We start from the raw sequence: 16208 nt of genomic DNA on the forward strand, positions 1-16208 counted from the left end.
GCGGCAGGCCCGCGGTGCGGCCGGGCGGCGCGCGAGACGAGGCCGAACTGCGCGGCCTGCACCTGACGGAGATCGGAACCGGGGCGACGGAACGCCGAAGGCCCGGACCGCAGTTGCGGTCCGGGCCTTCGATCGGGCGGAGGATGCGAGATGCGAACGCGTGAGGGGTTGTCCCCAACGCGCTTTCCCATTCCCCTCGGCATCGTTCGCTGGGGTCAGCACCTGTCCTGACCTACGGCGGAGCAAGCTGTCGGGTGGTATCCGTACATCGTCGGACGGCGATGAATGAGACCAGAACCGAGACCACGCTGCCTGGTGCCCTCGGCCGGATCACCCACCTTGCTCAAGATCAACTATCCGTGTCCTTCGGATGCCGGGGCGAGGCGTAGACGAGGTGGACGGTTCGCCCCGGCGCGTCGACGAGGTAGCGGACGCGCCCGCCAGCAGTCACCTCGTACTCCCACTGCGGCAGTTCGTCCCTGCCGAGAACGCGTGTCGAAAGGCGGCCCCGGAGTCGGTGCTGTCGATCGGGGTCGCTCGTGGACAGGGGGTTGGTGCGGAGGGCTTCGAAGCAGCGTCGGGTGTTCCCCGGCGCCTCCGTGCAGAGGTCGCCCCACCCCTTGGCCGCTTCGTTGGTGGCGAACCGCAGTCGCCACTCGTCACCGACCGGTGGCGGCGGGACGTCGTCCCCGCGCTTGGGGCTCACGGGGCGGGCACCTCGCCGTGGTCGTCGCCGGGGAGCGGTCCGGTGAGTAGGGCGCCCAGTTCGGGGTCCGCCAGGATCCTGGCGGTGGCGCGCCACTCGACGATCACGCGGTGCAGGTTGGCGTGGACGTCCAGCTCCACCACGTCGCGGGTGGCGTTCACGAGGTCGACGACGAACTCGCGCACCTCTTCGGCCGACAGGTGCCGAGTCCACGGGAAGACCTCGGGAAGTGCCAGGAGGACCGCGCGGGCACCTTCGTCGCTGGTGATCAGTGCCGAGAACAGTCGCGCGGTGACATCGGCGGTCTCCTCACGCTGGCGGTCGTGACGCTCGGTGGTGAGGTACAGGTCCTCGCCGTCACGCCGGGTGACGTGGATGCGCTGCGCCTGCTCGACGGTGTCCGCAACGCGCTTCGAGTTCTTCGACAGGTCGGAGAACGACACGGTGGGAGTGGACATGCGGCCACGCTACTTCGGAATACGTTCCGAAGTCAATGTGCAGATGCACCTAACTGGGTGCAGACTTCCGCGCCGTAGTTCGAGCGCATCACGAGGACGCCTGAGCGGCCCTGCGGTTGACGTCCGACGTGGTGCTCTCCTGGCGCGATCTCCGGCATGCCCTCTCGAGCCGTTCTGATCGATCGCCAGGAAACGCCGAAGGCCCGGACCGCAGTTGCAGTCCGGGCCTTCGATCAGGCGGAGGATGCGAGATGCGAACGCGTGAGGGGTTGTCCCCGACACGCTTTCCCATTCTCCCGAACGGCGTCCGCCGGGGTTCACACTCTTTCTGACCTGCGACAAAGCGCACGGCTGGGCGGCGGCTGAACCTGGCCGGACGGGGGTGAATGAGACCAGAACTGAGACAGGGGTGCCGCGCTCACTCCTTGCGTCGCGGGCTACGGGGGCATCACCCCGTGGATGCGGGAGATGGTGAACACCCGCTCGTCGTTCCGCAGATGGCACCAGGCGTGGAGGTAGGGGGCGTCCAGTTCGAGTCGGCTGAGCGTGCGGACGGTCGTGTTGCCCGAAGTGGCCACGTACTCGATCGTGATGGCCTGCCCGCTGTTGACGGCATGAGCCAATTGGCGGACATCGGAGAAGGAGAGGTTGCGCGCGTACCCGGCGATGATCTCCTCGGTGTCGCTGTCGTAGGGGCGGCCGTCGTACGGGTCGGGCTCCGGAACCTCCGGTGGGGCGACCAGCAGATGGGTGGCGAGGGCAGGCAGGTCAACGGCGACCCTGGCTTCTGCGGTGCGTTCGCCCGCCCGCTGTGGGCGGGACCTGCCGCCGGGCAGGCGCGGGGGCGGGACCGGGCTCGCCGCACGGGGGCGTTGGGCCCGCTCGATGCGGACGGACCCGTCGGGTTTCTCGGCGACGGGGGCGTAGCCCGCGGCGCGCAGTGCTGCGAGCGTCTTGTCCCACGGGGTTCGGCTGATCAGCACCGTTGGTGCCAGTTGCCGCAGGCCGAGCTGGGAGAGCTTGCGATGGGCGGCCAGTTCGGCGAGGAGGGCGGGCTCCTCGCCGTGGATCACACAGGCCGCGGAGACGACGCGCACCCGACCGTGGCTGCGCGCGGTGTCGTGGATCAGGTACGACAGCGGCTGGGGAAGCGACTCGATGGCGATGGTTGCCAGGTCGGCTGTGAGGGTGTCGGGGGTGAGGCCGGAGTCGAGGGCGCGGCGGACGCTTTCCGGGCTGAACCGCCATACGGACGCCGCACCGGCGGTCTCCCGGTCCGCGACGGAGTCCAGCAGCGCGAGGAGGTGCGCAGACGGCGTGCCGGCGACCACGGCCGTGAGATCGCTGCCGAAGCGGGCGGTCCCGCTGGCGGCGGGCAGCAGTCGCCGGCAGGCGTCGTTCAGGGCTTCGGCGTCGCCGGAGACCAGAGCGGCCCCGATCGGGGAGACGGCCCCGAGGGCGAGCGCGCCGAGCAGTTCCGCCTCCTGGATCAAGGTGGCGAACGGCGTGGCGTCTTGGGGGAGTTCGTCGGCGAGCGGGCGGAGCCACACGAGCAGCGTCCCCAGGTCCGCTGAGTTCGCTGCGCCTTCGCCGACTGGGAGCTGCGACGCGGCCGCGAGCAGCCCGTGTCGGGCCTGCACGCAGCCTCCGCAGGGCGGTGCTCCGGCGAGCACTGGCAGAGCTTTTCCGTCCTCGTCGCGGCTCCCGCCGGGTGTCAGGGGGAGCGCCCACCATGCCTTGAGCAGCACGGCGAGTTGGTCAGCGGGTTCCTGCTCGGCCCAGGTGTCGTAGGCGGCGGTCGCCGCGACCCGGTCGCCATCCCGGGCCAGTAGCCCGGCCGCGCTCGCTGTCTCCAGCACGAGACGTACCAGGATCTCGTCGCACCGCGCCGCTCTGCCGATCCGGGACAGTTCTCGGGCGCCGACCCCGCCGGCCTTCAGCCGAGCCGGGGGAGCGGCGGCGCACACCCCCAGGACGGACACGGCATGGGCTGCGAACGCCATCAAGGCGGCCGTGGCTTCCCGTTCGATGTCCGAGACGATGACCGGCGCCGACCGCACGTCGGGCGGGACGGGAGTAAAGGGGGCGTGCCAGTCCGAACCGCGCAGTGCGAGTGCCACTTCCGCGGGCATGCGGGCCGACCCGGGCCAGTGACGGTCCCGGATCAACAGCCCTCGCTCCACCGCCCATTGTTCGCCGGGCTTGGGGCCGGCTTGCGGAGCCCCGAACATGATGAAGCCCGGTCGCGCCGGAGCCTCGTGCGCCCGTCGCTCAAGGAGTTCCCGGGACGCTACGGGCGCCGTGGCCACCAGCGCGGCGACCCGAGCCGGATCGCTGTGATGGTCGACCAGCGCCGCCAGTCGCATCTCTTTTCTGTTGGCGGCCGGTTTGACATTGAGTTTCGTCAGCACGCGCCCCAGCTCGTCGGAGTTCGAGCCCGCGAGCAGTTGCATGAGAGGTGCGTCGAGCCCCAGGGGCGAATCCCACGCGTTCCGCAGCGGCGCCGCCATGTGCAACAGCCCGTCGTTGCCCGGCCACACCAGGGCGCGATCGGCGAGCGTCTCCAAGACGGCATCCAATGCGTGGGCGCGGTCACCTCGCGTCGCGTTCAGCAGGCCCGCCAGATCGTCCCGTGACACGGCCGTCAGCGCGGCGAGGGCCTCCGCCACCTGTAGGCACGGCAGCGCAAGCCGGGGGAGGGCCAGCGCCACCGAGGCCGGACGCTGGAGCCGGTCCGCCAGCTCACCGACCGACCGCGGCTCCGGAGCCGACACGGCATCCGGGCGCGCCGCCAGGACCCGCTCCAACTCAGCCGCGTCCAGACCGCGCAGCCAAGTGGCCAGTGCCGATCCGATCTTCCTGCTGATGGGGCACCTCACCACGTAGGAGGACATCCATGCCCTGCCGCGGTCGGCCGGGAATACAAGGATGACGTACCAACGGGGGAAGGAAGGACGAGAGCCCGGACCGTGCGAGACGGTCCGGGCTCTCGATCGAGGCGGGGATACGAGATGTGAACGCGTGAGGGGTTGCCCCCAACACGCTTTCCCATTCTCCCGAACGGCGTCCGCCGGGGTTTTCCACTGTTCTGACCTGCGGCGGAGTGGATTGAGACTCAGGCTCCGGACCCAGCTGGACGGGGGTGAATGAGACCAGAATTGAGACCACGGGTGGGATCGGCGGGGATAGCCGCGGAGTCAGCCAGGTGTCGGCGCGCACTGTCGGGCCGCGGCGGTGAGGCGGGCGGCGGCTTCGGCGAGGTCGGCAGGGTCGGCAGCGGCGGCGAAGCCGAGGCGCAGGTGGGCGGCGGGTGGTTCGGCCGGGAAGTGGTGGTGGCCCGGGTTGACTGTGACCCGGTGGGCCGTGGCCGCCTCCGCGACGGCCGCCTCCGTGAGGCCGGGGGGAAGCTGGACCCACAGGTGCAGCCCGCCTTCCGGCACGGACAGAAGGGTCCAGTCGGGGAGTTGGCGGGCGACGGCGTCGGCCAGGCCGGCGCAGCGGTGGCGCAGCGCGGTGGCCAGACTGCGCAGGTGGCGGTCCCACGCGGGAGTGCTGAGAAGTTCGACCGCGGCCTCCTGGAGGGGGCGGGCGATGAAGAAGTCGTCGACCCGTCGCATGCCGAGCAGCCGCTGCATGATCGGGCCCCGGGCGATGACGGCGCCGATCCGCAGGCTGGGCGAGGCGGGTTTGGTCAGCGAGGTGACGTGGATGACCGTGCCGTCGCGGTCGTCGGCGACCAGCGGGCGCGGTACCGGGCGGCCGTGGCCGAGATGGCGGGCGAAGTCGTCCTCGATGAGGAAGGCTCCGGCAGCACGCGCGACGTCGACGATCTGTCGGCGTCGATCGGGGGCGAGGACGGTGCCGGTGGGGTTGTGGAAGGTGGGCTGGCAGTAGAGCAGCCGGGCGCCGGTCATGGCGAAGGCGTCGGCGAGCAGGTCGGGGCGCAGGCCCTGGTCGTCCATCGGCACGGGCACCGGTCGTAGGCCGGCGGCGCGGGCGGCGGCGAGCGCACCGGGGTACGTCGGTGACTCGACCAGGACCGGAGCCCCGGGCGCCGCGACGGCGCGGAACAGCATGGACAGCGCTCCTTGTCCGCCCCCGGTCACCAGGACGTCCTCGGAGTCGACGTCGCCGCCGGCCTGGCGGGCGAAGACTGTGCGCAGAGTGGACAGACCGGCCGCTGGGGCGCGGTGCCAGGCGTCGGGGCGGCGGGCGGCCCGGGCGAGGGCGCCGCCCAGCAGTCGGGTGGGTTGGAGGCTCTCGTGCAGGTAGCCGCCGGACAGCGCGATGGTGCCGACCGCCGGTGTGCCGGACTGCTCGGCGGAGGGTGCCGGGAGGGGCTGGCGGCCGGCCAGGGCGACCGCCTGCCAGGAGGTGTCAGGATCGCCGCCGACGGCCTGCGGTCGGCGGGCGGCGACGTAGGTCCCGCTGCCCGGTCGGGTGACGACCGCCCCCTCGGCGGCCAAGAGCGCGATGGCCCGGGAGACGGTGACCGGTCCGACGCCGTGACGTGTGATCAGATCGCGGCTGCTGGGCAGGCGATCGCCCGGGGCGAGCCGAGCGATCTCGTTCCGGAGGATCGCCACCAGAGTCTCGGTACTGCTACCGTCATACATGAAAAATGAGAATAGCGCTTTCGGTTGCAGCACGGAACCGCTCCTGGACCTCACCGCCCTCCGGGCCGACACCCCCGGCTGTGAGTCAGTGATCCACTTCAACAACGCCGGCGCCGGGCTGATGCCGCGTCCGGTACTCCAGGCGATGCTCGACCACCTCCGACTGGAAGCGGCCATCGGCGGGTACGAGGCATCTGCCGCGCGGGCCGCCGAGGTCGCCGACTTCCACGCCTCGCTCGCCGAGCTCCTGGGCACCGGTCCGGGCAACATCGCCTTCGCCGCGAGCGCGACCCACGCCTACACCAAGGCCCTCTCCGCGATCGACTTCCGCCCCGGAGACGTCATCCTCACCACCCGCAACGACTTCGTCTCCAACCAGATCGCGTTCCTCGCGCTGCGCAAACGCCACGGCGTCCGGATCGTGCACGCCCCCGACCATCCGGACGGCAGCGGCGTCGACGTCGACACCATGGCCGCGCTGATGCGCGCTCACCGCCCGCGCCTGGTCGCCGTCACGCACGTGCCCACCAACTCCGGCCTGGTGCAGCCGGTCGCCGAGATCGGCCGGCACTGCCGCGAGCTCGACCTGCTGTACCTGGTCGACGCCTGCCAGTCGGTCGGCCAGTACCCCGTCGACGTCGAGGAGACCGGCTGCGACCTGCTCACCGCCACCTGCCGCAAGTTCCTGCGCGGGCCACGCGGTTCGGGCTTCCTCTATGTCTCCGACCGGGCGCTCGCCGCCGGGTACGAGCCGCTGCACATCGACATGCACGGCGCGCGTTGGGTCGCCCCCGGTTACTACCGCCCTGTCGACACGGCCGCCCGGTTCGAGGAGTGGGAGTTCCCGTACGCCACCGTGCTCGGCTGCGCCGCCGCCGTCCGGTACGCGCTGCGGGTCGGCCTGGATTCGATCGCCCGGTGCACCCCGGTCCTGGCCGGCAGGCTGCGCGAGCACCTCGCTGCCGTACCCGGCGTCCGGACGCTGGACCGGGGGCCGGCCCCTGCCGCGCTGGTCACCTTCGCGATCGAGGGATGGGAGGCGGAGCCGTTCAAGGCGGCGACGGACGCACGCGGCATCAACTCGGCACTCAGCTACCGGGAGTTCGCCCAGCACGACTCCGCCGACAAGGACGTGGAGTGGTGCCTGCGCCTGTCGCCGCACTACTACAACACCGAGGACGAGGTCGTTGCGGTGGCCGACGCGGTCGCCGAACTGGTGAGGAGCGCCCGATGACGCAGACCTCGACCGCACCCGACGCCACGGTCGCACCGCACCAAAGCCTCTGGCACAACGGCGACTTCCTCCGGTTCTGGTTGGGGGAGACGGTCTCGCTGCTCGGCACCCAGGTGACCAACCTCGCACTCCCGCTGACCGCCATCGGCGCGTTCGGCGCGACCGACGAGCAGGTCGGGCTGCTGCGCTTCCTGCAACTCGTCCCCTACCTCGGGCTCGCCCTGGTGATCGGCGTCTGGGCGGACCGGCGCCGGCGGCGGCCGGTCATGCTCGGCGCCAATCTGGTCCGGCTGCTCCTGCTCGGCCTGATACCGGTGCTGTACTGGTGCCACGCGCTCAATCTGCCCGTGCTGATGGTGATTGCCTGCACGGTCGGCATCGCGTCGGTGGTGTTCGACGTGAGCTGGATGTCGTACGTGCCGGTGCTCGTGAAGAGCCCCGGCCACTACGTCGAGGCCAGCGCCAGGATGAGCACCGGCTCCTCCGCCGCCGACGTGGCAGGGCCCGGACTGGCCGGCGTCCTGGTGTCCGCGCTGAGCGCCCCAGTGGCCTTGGTCGTCGACGCTTGCTCCTACGCGGTGTCCGTCGTCTCACTGCTGCTGATCCGCACGCCCGAGCCGCGCCCCGAACCAGTCGCCGAACGGCACCTGTGGCGCGAGCTCAAGGACGGCCTCGGCTGGGTCATGCAGGACAGCGTGCTGCGGGCCCTCGCGCTGATCGGCTTCTGCTGCAACTTCTCGATGATCACGACGTGGACGATGTTCCTCCTCTACGGCACCCACGACCTCCACCTCGGCTCGACGACCCTCGGCGCCGTCTTCGCGACCGCCTCCGTCGGCGGCCTGATCGGCGCGCTGATCTCGCGGAAGGTCATCGCCCGGTTCCCACTCGGCCGCGTCTACCTGGTCGCCCAGTCCGCCCTGCTGCTCGGCCCGACCCTGATCCCCTCCGCCACTGGGCCGCGACCAGTGATGATCGGGATGTTCGTGCTGTCCTTCTTCACCACCTACCTGGGCCTCGGCGTGGCCGGGGTCATCATCGTCAGCCTCCGCCAGGCCGCGACGCCCCAGTCGATGATGGGAAGGATGACCGCCGCGTTCCGGACCCTGCTGTTCGGCGGCGGCGCCCTGGGCGGTCTCTCCGCCGGCCTGCTCACCGGCCAACTCGGCGCCCGAGGAGCCCTGACCGTGGCCGCCGCCGGCTCCGCCGCTGTCGTCATCGGCCTGGTGCTCTCCCCGGTCAGCCGCCTCAAGGCCCTGCCGTCCGCACCGAAACAGATGGCAGCGGCCCGTTGACCGAACGACGAAGGCCCGGACCGCGTGCTGCGGTCCGGGCCTTCGATCAGGCGGAGGATACGAGATTCGAACTCGTGAGGGGTTGCCCCCAACACGCTTTCCAATTCTCCCGAACGCCGTCCGCCGGAGTTCACACCCGTCCCGACCTGCGGCGGAGCGGACCGCTGGGTAGAGGCTGAACCTGGTCGGACGGGGGTGAATGAGACCACAACTGAGACCAGGCCCTGCCGAGCCAGGTCGTCCAAGGCGGCCAGGGAGGGTTTCGGTTCTGCGCCCTGACCGAGAGGTCACACCCGTAGCGGGCACTCTGCGGAAGCAGGTCGTCAGGCTGCCGGTACCCAGTGCCTGACGAGCCAAGTCGACGTCGACTTACGCCCAGTCCTCGTCCGCCAAAGGTGCCTCGTTCAGTTCGTCACGTCGGGCCCGCCAGTCGGGGAGGAACTGGTCCATCAGGGCAACAAAGCGCTCACCGTGTCCCCGCTCCAGCAGGTGGGTCAACTCGTGGACGACGATGTATTCCAGGCATCGGGGGTTCTTCTTTGCGAGCTCGGGGTTGAGCCAGATGGTTCGCGCATGGGTCACACATGTGCCCCACTTTGTCTTCATTCGACGTGCGACGAACTTCTCAGCTTCGACGCCGATGACGGGCTGCCACTTCGTAAGCAAAGCTGGAACCGCTGCCTTGAGCTCACGGCGATACCAGCGTTCCAATGCTGCTCTGCGGGTCTCAGGATCGGCTCCTTCTGGCGTGACTACCCAGAGCGTGTTGCCCTTGGGCTTGACGCTGTAGTTGCCGCTCGTGAGCGAGACATCCAGAAGGTACCGCCGCCCCCAGACGTAGTGGGTCTCTCCGGAAACCATCTCGCGCCTGCTCTGCCGCACGGCGTTCTGGAGTTGATCGCGTTGGCGCTTGATCCACGGGAGCCGCTGCACGACTGCGAGCCGAATGGTGTCCTCGTTAGTGCGCTCGGGCGCAGCCACCCGCACGCGGCCGGCCGGTGGATAGACCGAGATGTGCAGATTCTTGATGTTCTTGTAGATGACATCGACACTAACGTCTGCGATTGTCAGGTAGGCGCTAGCGGTACTCATCATGCTCCTTGAGCTGCGCAATGAGTCGCACCATCGTCTGGTCATCAATGGCGTTGGGGAATACCTGGTGAAGCGCCCGGGCCAACGCTCGTTCCTTGATCGGGTTGCCGGCCCATCCATGCTCCTTGACGTTCTGGATGACGCCGTAAATATTCTCAACACTTATCTTGAGCTCGGACGGCCAAGTGAAATCGAAAAGCGCACGACGAGCGGCCGTGCTTGCCCAGTCCGGATAGGTGATGTCAGATTCCGACTCGGCCTTCCCCACCTTCTCCGCATGCTCAAGGAGTTTAGCGAGGTAGTCGGCGTACTCGATTGCCGATTCGCGTCGCTGCTCTATGATGGCGTCGAGGAGTTGCGACATGCGGTCGTAGTATTTTGGGTTCATGGCCCGCTCGTCGACGATCGTCTTGCGCACGTTGTTGATGATTGTCTCTGCGACCGCCTCGGGGTTGTTCTTGATGCCCTCGGGCAGAGTATCGATGGCATCAGCTCCACGCTCGACGATCAGCTGGACGAGACCCTTCTCGAACGTGGCTACCTGCTCTACTGGGTCTGCCTGGATGTAGGTGTCCAGGAGCGAGCGCATGCCCGCTTCGAACTGCTTCATGTCGATGTTCTCGCCGGCACCGACCTCAACCTCGTTCTTCACAGCGACGTAGTGGGCGACGCCGTTCTTGACTACTTTGGCTTCAGCGGCGCTGTAGCCAGCGCGTTCCATGTCATTGGCGAGGGCCCCGTAGGCCCGGACGAGGGTCGCCACCGACTTGTAGAGCTCGACGCGCTTAGGTTCATTGTCCTTGATCTGGTCGACATCGCCAGGAACGGTCGAGACGAAGTAGCGCTGGTACTCGAGCGTGCCCTTGGGCGGGGCAACGGGTTCACAGAGAGCTCGGATTTTCTCCAAGGCCACGTCGAGGTCCTCGCGTTCCTGCTGGATGCGGTCCTCGAGCAGGCCCTCGATGTCTTCCTTGGCGTAGCCGTCGAGCGCTTCGGAGGTGTAGTCGGTAATGGCCTTGTCAAGGGAATTAAAGAGGTCACGGTAGTCGATGACGTAGCCGTAGGTCTTGTCGTCGCCATCGAGCCGGTTAACGCGACAGATGGCCTGGAATAGGCCGTGATCGCGCATCTTCTTGTCGATGTAAAGGTATGAGGCGCTGGGCGCGTCGAAGCCGGTCAGCAGCTTGTCGACTACGATGAGCAACCGCATCTGGCCGGGCTCCTCAACGAAGCGCCGCTTGACGTCCTTCTCGAACTCCTCGATCCGCAGCACTGCCTTGTCGGCGGGCTCGTTGAAGTAGTCGGCCAGCATCTGCCGATAGATACCGTACTTGCGGAGTTCCTCATTGTCGCCTTCGCCGGCGTCTTCCTTGGAGATCGCGGTGGCGCTGGGGACGTAGCTGGAGACGATAGCGACCTTGCCCGTGAAGCCTGCCTGGACGAAGAGCTCGTAGAACTTGCACGCCTGGTACACGCTGTCGCCGACCAGCATGGCGTTGCCGCGACCGGAGATCAGGCGCGGCTCCCGCGCGAAGTCCATGAGGATGTCCTGGACGATCATCTCGGCACGAGACTTGGCCGAGACGACCTTCTGCATCGTGCCCCACTTCTTCTTGAGGCGCGCTTTGGAAAGATCTGTGAGGCCCTTGGTCTTGAGGTCGAACCACTTATCGACATGGGAAGCTCCCTTGAGCTCCTGGTCGATGTTGCGGGCCTCGTAACGAAGGTCCAGCACGACGCCGTCTCGGACAGCCTCGTCGAACTTGTAGGTGTGGATGAACGAGCCGAATGTCTCAATGCTTGTCATCTTGTCGGCCTTGAGCAGCGGCGTACCCGTGAAGCCAATGAACATCGCTTCCGGCAGGAGCTGCTTCATGGCGCGGTGCATCTTGCCGCTCTGCGTTCGATGTGCCTCGTCGACAAAGACGAAAAGGTTGCCTTTGGCCCTGAAGTCGGCCGGGATCGTTGCGGTCAGTTCCTTGATGAAGTCCTCAGCGTCAGAGTCACGCGATGAGTCGTCGTCCGAACCGCGGAACTTATGAACCAGCGAGCACATGAGCCATGGATGGCTCTGATTGAGGAGAGTGATCATCTCGGCGCCCGAGCGCGAGCGGATAATCTTCTCGTTGACGCCGCCAAACACCTTCTCGATCTGCTCGTCGAGCTCAGTGCGGTCGGTAATGATGAGTACGCGGGGGTCGGTCTGGTTCTCCTGGATCCACTTCGCGAGCCAGACCATGGTCAGGCTCTTGCCCGAGCCCTGAGTGTGCCAGATGATGCCGCCCTCGCGGGAGCCGACGCGCTCCTGCGCTGCCTTGACGCCGAAGAACTGGTTGTGACGAGCGACCTTCTTTACACCCGAGTCGAAGACGATGAAATCGTGAACGAGCTCCAGGAAGCGTTCCTTGGAGCACATCTGCATCAATGAGCGGTCGAGCGGGCTCAGCTCCCCCCCTGGCTCTTTCCACTCCAGCCAGTACTTCTCTGGCGTCTCGATGACGCCATAGCGCATGCCCTCCACGTCGTTGCCGGCGAACAGCAGTTGGATCGTCGTGAAGAACGGTCGCACGAAGTGCTGCTTTTGGTTGCCGATGTTCTGGCGGATGCCCTCGCTGGCGCTAACGTACGAGCGCTTGAGCTCTATGACGCCGAGGGCGATGCCGTTGACGTAGAGCACGATGTCGGGGCGCTTGGTGTGCTCGCCCCTGATCGTGACCTCTTCCGCGACGAGGAAATGGTTCGTTTCGGGGTTGGCCCAGTCGATGAGCCAGACGGTCTCGAAGTTCTCGCCGACGTTGCGTTTGACCTTCACGCCGTAGCGCAAAAGGTCGTAAACCTTGCGGTTGGCGTTATAGAGCGACTGGCCGGTACCGAGAGAAGCCGCTGTCAGTAGCTGTTGAACAGCACGATTGACGAGCTCCTCCCCTACTCCGCGTGCGAGCAGGCTCTGACGGAGCAGTGCCTCGTCGACGTTGCTGTTGTCCCGGTCCTCCAAGTTGCCGCCGTACTTGTACCCGAGACGGTCGCGGAAGAGTGCAATGACGCGCTTCTGAGTCTCGCGTTCCCGCTGGCCGACGGAGCTCATGAGGCTGCCTCCACGTGAAGGCGGGTTCGGTCGGTGAGCAGCTTCTGCATCATACCGGCCTTGATCGATCGCGCAGACTTTAGTCGGCGATCGAGGGCGGCGATCTCGGCGTCGGAGTCAGAGAGAATTGCTGTGATCGCCATCTGCTCTTCGACATCCGGAACCAGCAGCCGGATGCTCGAGATGTAGCTCCGCGTCGTCGCAAGCACCTTAGTGCCAGCGGCGAGACGGAGCAACGACTCGCGGAACGCAGGGATGAACTGTAGATATGCTTTGAAGCCGTCCGCAAGCACACTTTTGTCGAAGCGTGCAGCGATCGTGTGCAGGCCAGCGACCACGCCCTCCGGCGGCACAGCCGAAATCTCAAGCGACTTCCCGACTCCAGCGGCGTCTTCCGAGGCGTCGGCAAAGACGAGGTCGCCAGGCAGCAGGCGACCAGCACGCCCAGCGAGCCGAGCAGATGCACGCGGCATCGACTCAACCGCTGCGTCGAGGCGAACGTCCGACCGAGTATGAATATCGCCGTAATGGAGATAACGGAGGGGTGATTCCGAGTCCAGCTGATCACGCGACAGGGCGACCGTCCGAAGATATGAAACGTGCTCTCCGAGCAACACCTCTCGCCACTTGGCATCGAATCCCGGGAGTCTGGTCTGGCCGACGAGCAGTTGCTGCATCAAGCCCCGCTTGATGTCGCGCTTCTTCGCGATCAGATGCTCGAGCGAATCGATCAGGTCGTCGACGGCTCCGAGCATATCAGCGATGGCACGCTGCTCAGCGATAGTCGGTGCCTCGATACCAAGTCGGGCGATTTGCTGGGCATTCACGCCCGGCTGTCCGCTACGCGTGGATTCTGAACCAATCCAGTCCCAGTAGCGCTTCGATTGCAGGAAGTATGCGAGATATCTGGGATCGAGGCGCTGATAATCGGGGCGAATCGCCACCAGGAATCCGGCGAATACCAGCTCGCCATCGGAGGAGCGGTAGCGATAGGATTTACCGACGCTTGCCCCCGTTCGCGCGATAACAAGGTCGCCGTCCTGCAAGAGATAGTTACGGCTCAACTGGGAGTCGACACTAACGACTGGGTTCGGGCGGAAGCGTCCGAAATCGTCGATGTCTGTGATGCGGAGGTAGGTCGGTAGATCCGCACGGTGTGGCACCGCCGCAGCACCAATGCCGTAGCGCGGTGGACGAATCAGGTAGCGGCCGAGCGCGGTCATCAACCCTCCACTCCCAGGACTGACAGATGTGCCATTACCTTCTGCCCGAGTTCATCGACCGTCGACTCTAGTTCCTTCACAGTCACTTCGTAGCGCTCAGCCAACACCCGAAGACGGACCACCAGCATCTGACCGAGGGAGGTTAGTTCTGTGCCGATTCGACCGCTGATCGTGCCGCGCCACTTGTCGTCGATGACCAACGACTGGATGTCGTCGGTCGTGAGCTTCGGGTAGCGCGCAAGGGTGAGTTGGTCGAGCTTGGTAGTCGCCTCCTTGACTGCCTTCTTGGCAGCAGCCTCCGCCTCGAACAGCTTGATCACGTGCTGAAGGGCCTGGAGTTCTTCGGGCTCAGCACCCTCATGCTTCGCCGCTCGAAGCCGAGCGGTCGCTAGCGCCTTGGTGATCTTGTTGTCCTCGACAGCTTCCCAGAGTAGGCCGTCCTCGACGGCGTGCTCCTCGGTGAACTCCTCGATTTCCTGTGATGCGATCTCCTGCTCGGCGATGAGCGCATCGAGCTCGGCCTTTTCGTTCGGGAAGAATCGCGCGATCACGTACTCGGGTGGGATGAGGTCCATTACCCAGCGCTTGGCGTCCGCACGGGTTCCGGTAATGATGTGGGCATCCTCGTACTTGGTCTTGTTGTTCTTGTCCTTCCAGGTACGAGCCAGTCGAGGCTTCGCTGCGTCCTCCCAGCCTGAGCTGACGATGAGCGCGACGTCGTCGTGCATGGAGGCGTTCCAGTAGCTCATCAGCTGCTCGTACACGCCGTACTCGTCGATCAGCGGGCGCGGACGGAAGGCGTCGAGGAGGGCCTCAGAGACGTCATGGATCAAGTCGTTGGCCCGGGTCGCACTGGTGATGCCTGCTAGCACCTCGCGCTTGGTGGCCCACCAATTGGCTACCGTGTCGGCAGTATCCTTCACAAACGCCTGATACTCGCTCGAGCCGGTGACCTTGACCTGGATGGCAGCCTTGTCGACGGTAAGTTCCGAGTATCCGTCGCGAAGCGGCTTGAAGAGCTCTGCCCGCAGGCTAGGGAAGGCGTCCCAGTATGGCTGCAGGGCGTCGAGGTCGTGGTTTGGGATGCCGCCCTGCAGGTGGGCGTGCAGGTCCTGGACGTCCTCGGGCTCGGAGCTATCGATGTAGCGCGAGATGTTGAGGTTGTAGTCGTTCTTGGGGTCGGAAATCTCGCTCAACGGCACCATGCGCGAGTAGCGGTCGATGTTCCTCTGATTGACGAAGGCGTCGACGATCTTATGCATGTCACGGGGGCGGAGGCGGTTCTTCGGCCCGTCCTTCTCGAAGCCCTTGGATGCATCGATCATGAAGATGCCGGTTCTCGCCTGGGCATCCTTCTTGTCGAGGACGAGGAGGCACGCTGGGATGCCCGTGCCGTAGAAGAGGTTCGCTGGCAGGCCGATGACGGCCTTGATGAGCCTCCGCTTGATCAACTCGGTTCTGATGGTAGCTTCAGTGTTGCCACGGAAGAGCACACCGTGCGGAAGAACGACCACGCCCTTGCCGGTCGATTTGAGCGACTTGACCATATGTAGCAAGAAGGCGTAGTCGCCGTTCTTGTCCGGCGGCCAGGCGTATCCGTCGAAGCGACCGTAGTCCTTCTCGAACCCGTTCTTCCACGTCTTCACCGAGAACGGCGGGTTAGCGACCAGGTAGTCGAATGTCTCGAGCTTGTCACCTTGACGGAACTTGGGATCAGAGAGGGTATTGCCCTGGACAATCTCGTGCGTCTCGTTGCCGTGCAGGATCATGTTCATCCGGGCGAGCGCCCAGGTGGCATTGTCGTTCTCCTGGCCATAGATGGTCAGGCCGTTCGGGGCGGCGTCGGCAACCTTGATCAGCAAGGAGCCCGATCCGCAGGTTGGGTCATAGACTGTCGTCGCTTTCGGGGTGCCAGCCGTGATCTGAAGGAGCTGCGCCATGACACGCGAGACCTCGGCCGGTGTGTAGAACTGCCCCTTGCTCTTGCCGGACTGCGTCGCGAAGTGACGCATCAGGTACTCGTAGGCGTCGCCGAGAAGATCGTCTCCCTCCGCCTTCGAACCAGAGAAGTCCATGTCCTGGAAGATGCCGATGAGGTTGGAGACCTTGTCCTGAAGGTCCTTGCCTGAGCCGAGCTTGGTCGGGTCATCGAAGTCAGCGTTGTTGATGACGCCCTGAAGGCTGTTGGCCTCGGCGAGCTTGCGGATCGCGACGTTGACCTTCTCGCCGATGTCGGACTTGCCCTTGAGTGTGATCAGATAATCGAAAGACCCGTCCTCGGGGACCGCGATGAGCGCGTACGGGTCAGCCTTGGCCTTGTCCGAGACGTACTTCACGAAGAGCAACGTCAGAACGTAGTCCTTGTACTGGCTGGCGTCCATGGAGCCACGGAGCTCGTCGGCGCTGCTCCACAGGGAGCTGTATAGGTCGGACTTCTTGAGTGCCACGTAACACCCTCCGTTGTGCCATCATCAGCCAGCTACCCGACTCTATCGGTGC

Annotated in this window: 9 protein-coding genes; 2 read left to right on the plus strand and 7 right to left on the minus strand. The window is 66.0% G+C overall.

Annotated elements, in window-relative coordinates:
• Positions 1–702 precede the first annotated feature (702 nt).
• From QSK52_RS05985 to QSK52_RS05995, 3 genes are all read right to left on the minus strand, one after another.
• Positions 703–1164 (minus strand): prevent-host-death family protein, encoded by a 462-nt coding sequence (locus tag QSK52_RS05985; protein ID WP_285734349.1) that lies wholly within the window; start codon positions 1162–1164, stop codon positions 703–705.
• Positions 1165–1601: 437 nt separating this feature from the next.
• Positions 1602–4058: a helicase C-terminal domain-containing protein gene (locus QSK52_RS05990; protein WP_285734351.1), complete on the minus strand. Its 2457-nt coding sequence runs from the start codon at positions 4056–4058 to the stop codon at positions 1602–1604.
• 303 nt (positions 4059–4361) lie between these two features.
• Positions 4362–5780: a PLP-dependent aminotransferase family protein gene (locus tag QSK52_RS05995; RefSeq protein WP_285734353.1), complete on the minus strand. Its 1419-nt coding sequence runs from the start codon at positions 5778–5780 to the stop codon at positions 4362–4364.
• Between QSK52_RS05995 and QSK52_RS06000 the strand changes: the two genes are divergently transcribed.
• Together QSK52_RS06000 and QSK52_RS06005 are read left to right on the plus strand one after the other, a co-directional pair.
• The gene (locus tag QSK52_RS06000; protein ID WP_285734355.1) at positions 5779–7014 is read left to right on the plus strand and encodes an aminotransferase class V-fold PLP-dependent enzyme; all 1236 of its coding nucleotides are present in this window, start codon (positions 5779–5781) and stop codon (positions 7012–7014) included. The two genes, QSK52_RS05995 and QSK52_RS06000, sit on opposite strands and share 2 nt — an antisense overlap.
• Positions 7011–8309: an MFS transporter gene (locus QSK52_RS06005; RefSeq protein ID WP_285734357.1), complete on the plus strand. Its 1299-nt coding sequence runs from the start codon at positions 7011–7013 to the stop codon at positions 8307–8309. Before QSK52_RS06000 ends, QSK52_RS06005 begins: the two co-directional genes overlap by 4 nt.
• 369 nt (positions 8310–8678) lie before the next feature.
• Here QSK52_RS06005 and QSK52_RS06010 read toward each other — a convergent pair whose 3' ends face one another.
• The 4 genes from QSK52_RS06010 to QSK52_RS06025 are packed head-to-tail and all read right to left on the minus strand — an operon-like array spanning position 8679 to position 16156.
• Positions 8679–9404: a M48 family metallopeptidase gene (locus QSK52_RS06010; protein WP_285734359.1), complete on the minus strand. Its 726-nt coding sequence runs from the start codon at positions 9402–9404 to the stop codon at positions 8679–8681.
• Positions 9388–12486, minus strand: coding sequence for a type I restriction endonuclease subunit R (locus QSK52_RS06015; RefSeq protein ID WP_285734361.1), 3099 nt, complete (start codon positions 12484–12486; stop codon positions 9388–9390). Before QSK52_RS06015 ends, QSK52_RS06010 begins: the two co-directional genes overlap by 17 nt.
• Positions 12483–13709: a restriction endonuclease subunit S gene (locus QSK52_RS06020; RefSeq protein WP_285734364.1), complete on the minus strand. Its 1227-nt coding sequence runs from the start codon at positions 13707–13709 to the stop codon at positions 12483–12485. Before QSK52_RS06020 ends, QSK52_RS06015 begins: the two co-directional genes overlap by 4 nt.
• Positions 13709–16156, minus strand: coding sequence for a type I restriction-modification system subunit M (locus QSK52_RS06025; RefSeq protein ID WP_285734366.1), 2448 nt, complete (start codon positions 16154–16156; stop codon positions 13709–13711). The genes QSK52_RS06020 and QSK52_RS06025 overlap by 1 nt, the downstream gene beginning before the upstream one ends.
• Positions 16157–16208: the final 52 nt, after the last annotated feature.

It is taken from the genome of Kitasatospora phosalacinea (assembly GCF_030268885.1).
Classification (GTDB): domain Bacteria; phylum Actinomycetota; class Actinomycetes; order Streptomycetales; family Streptomycetaceae; genus Kitasatospora; species Kitasatospora phosalacinea_C.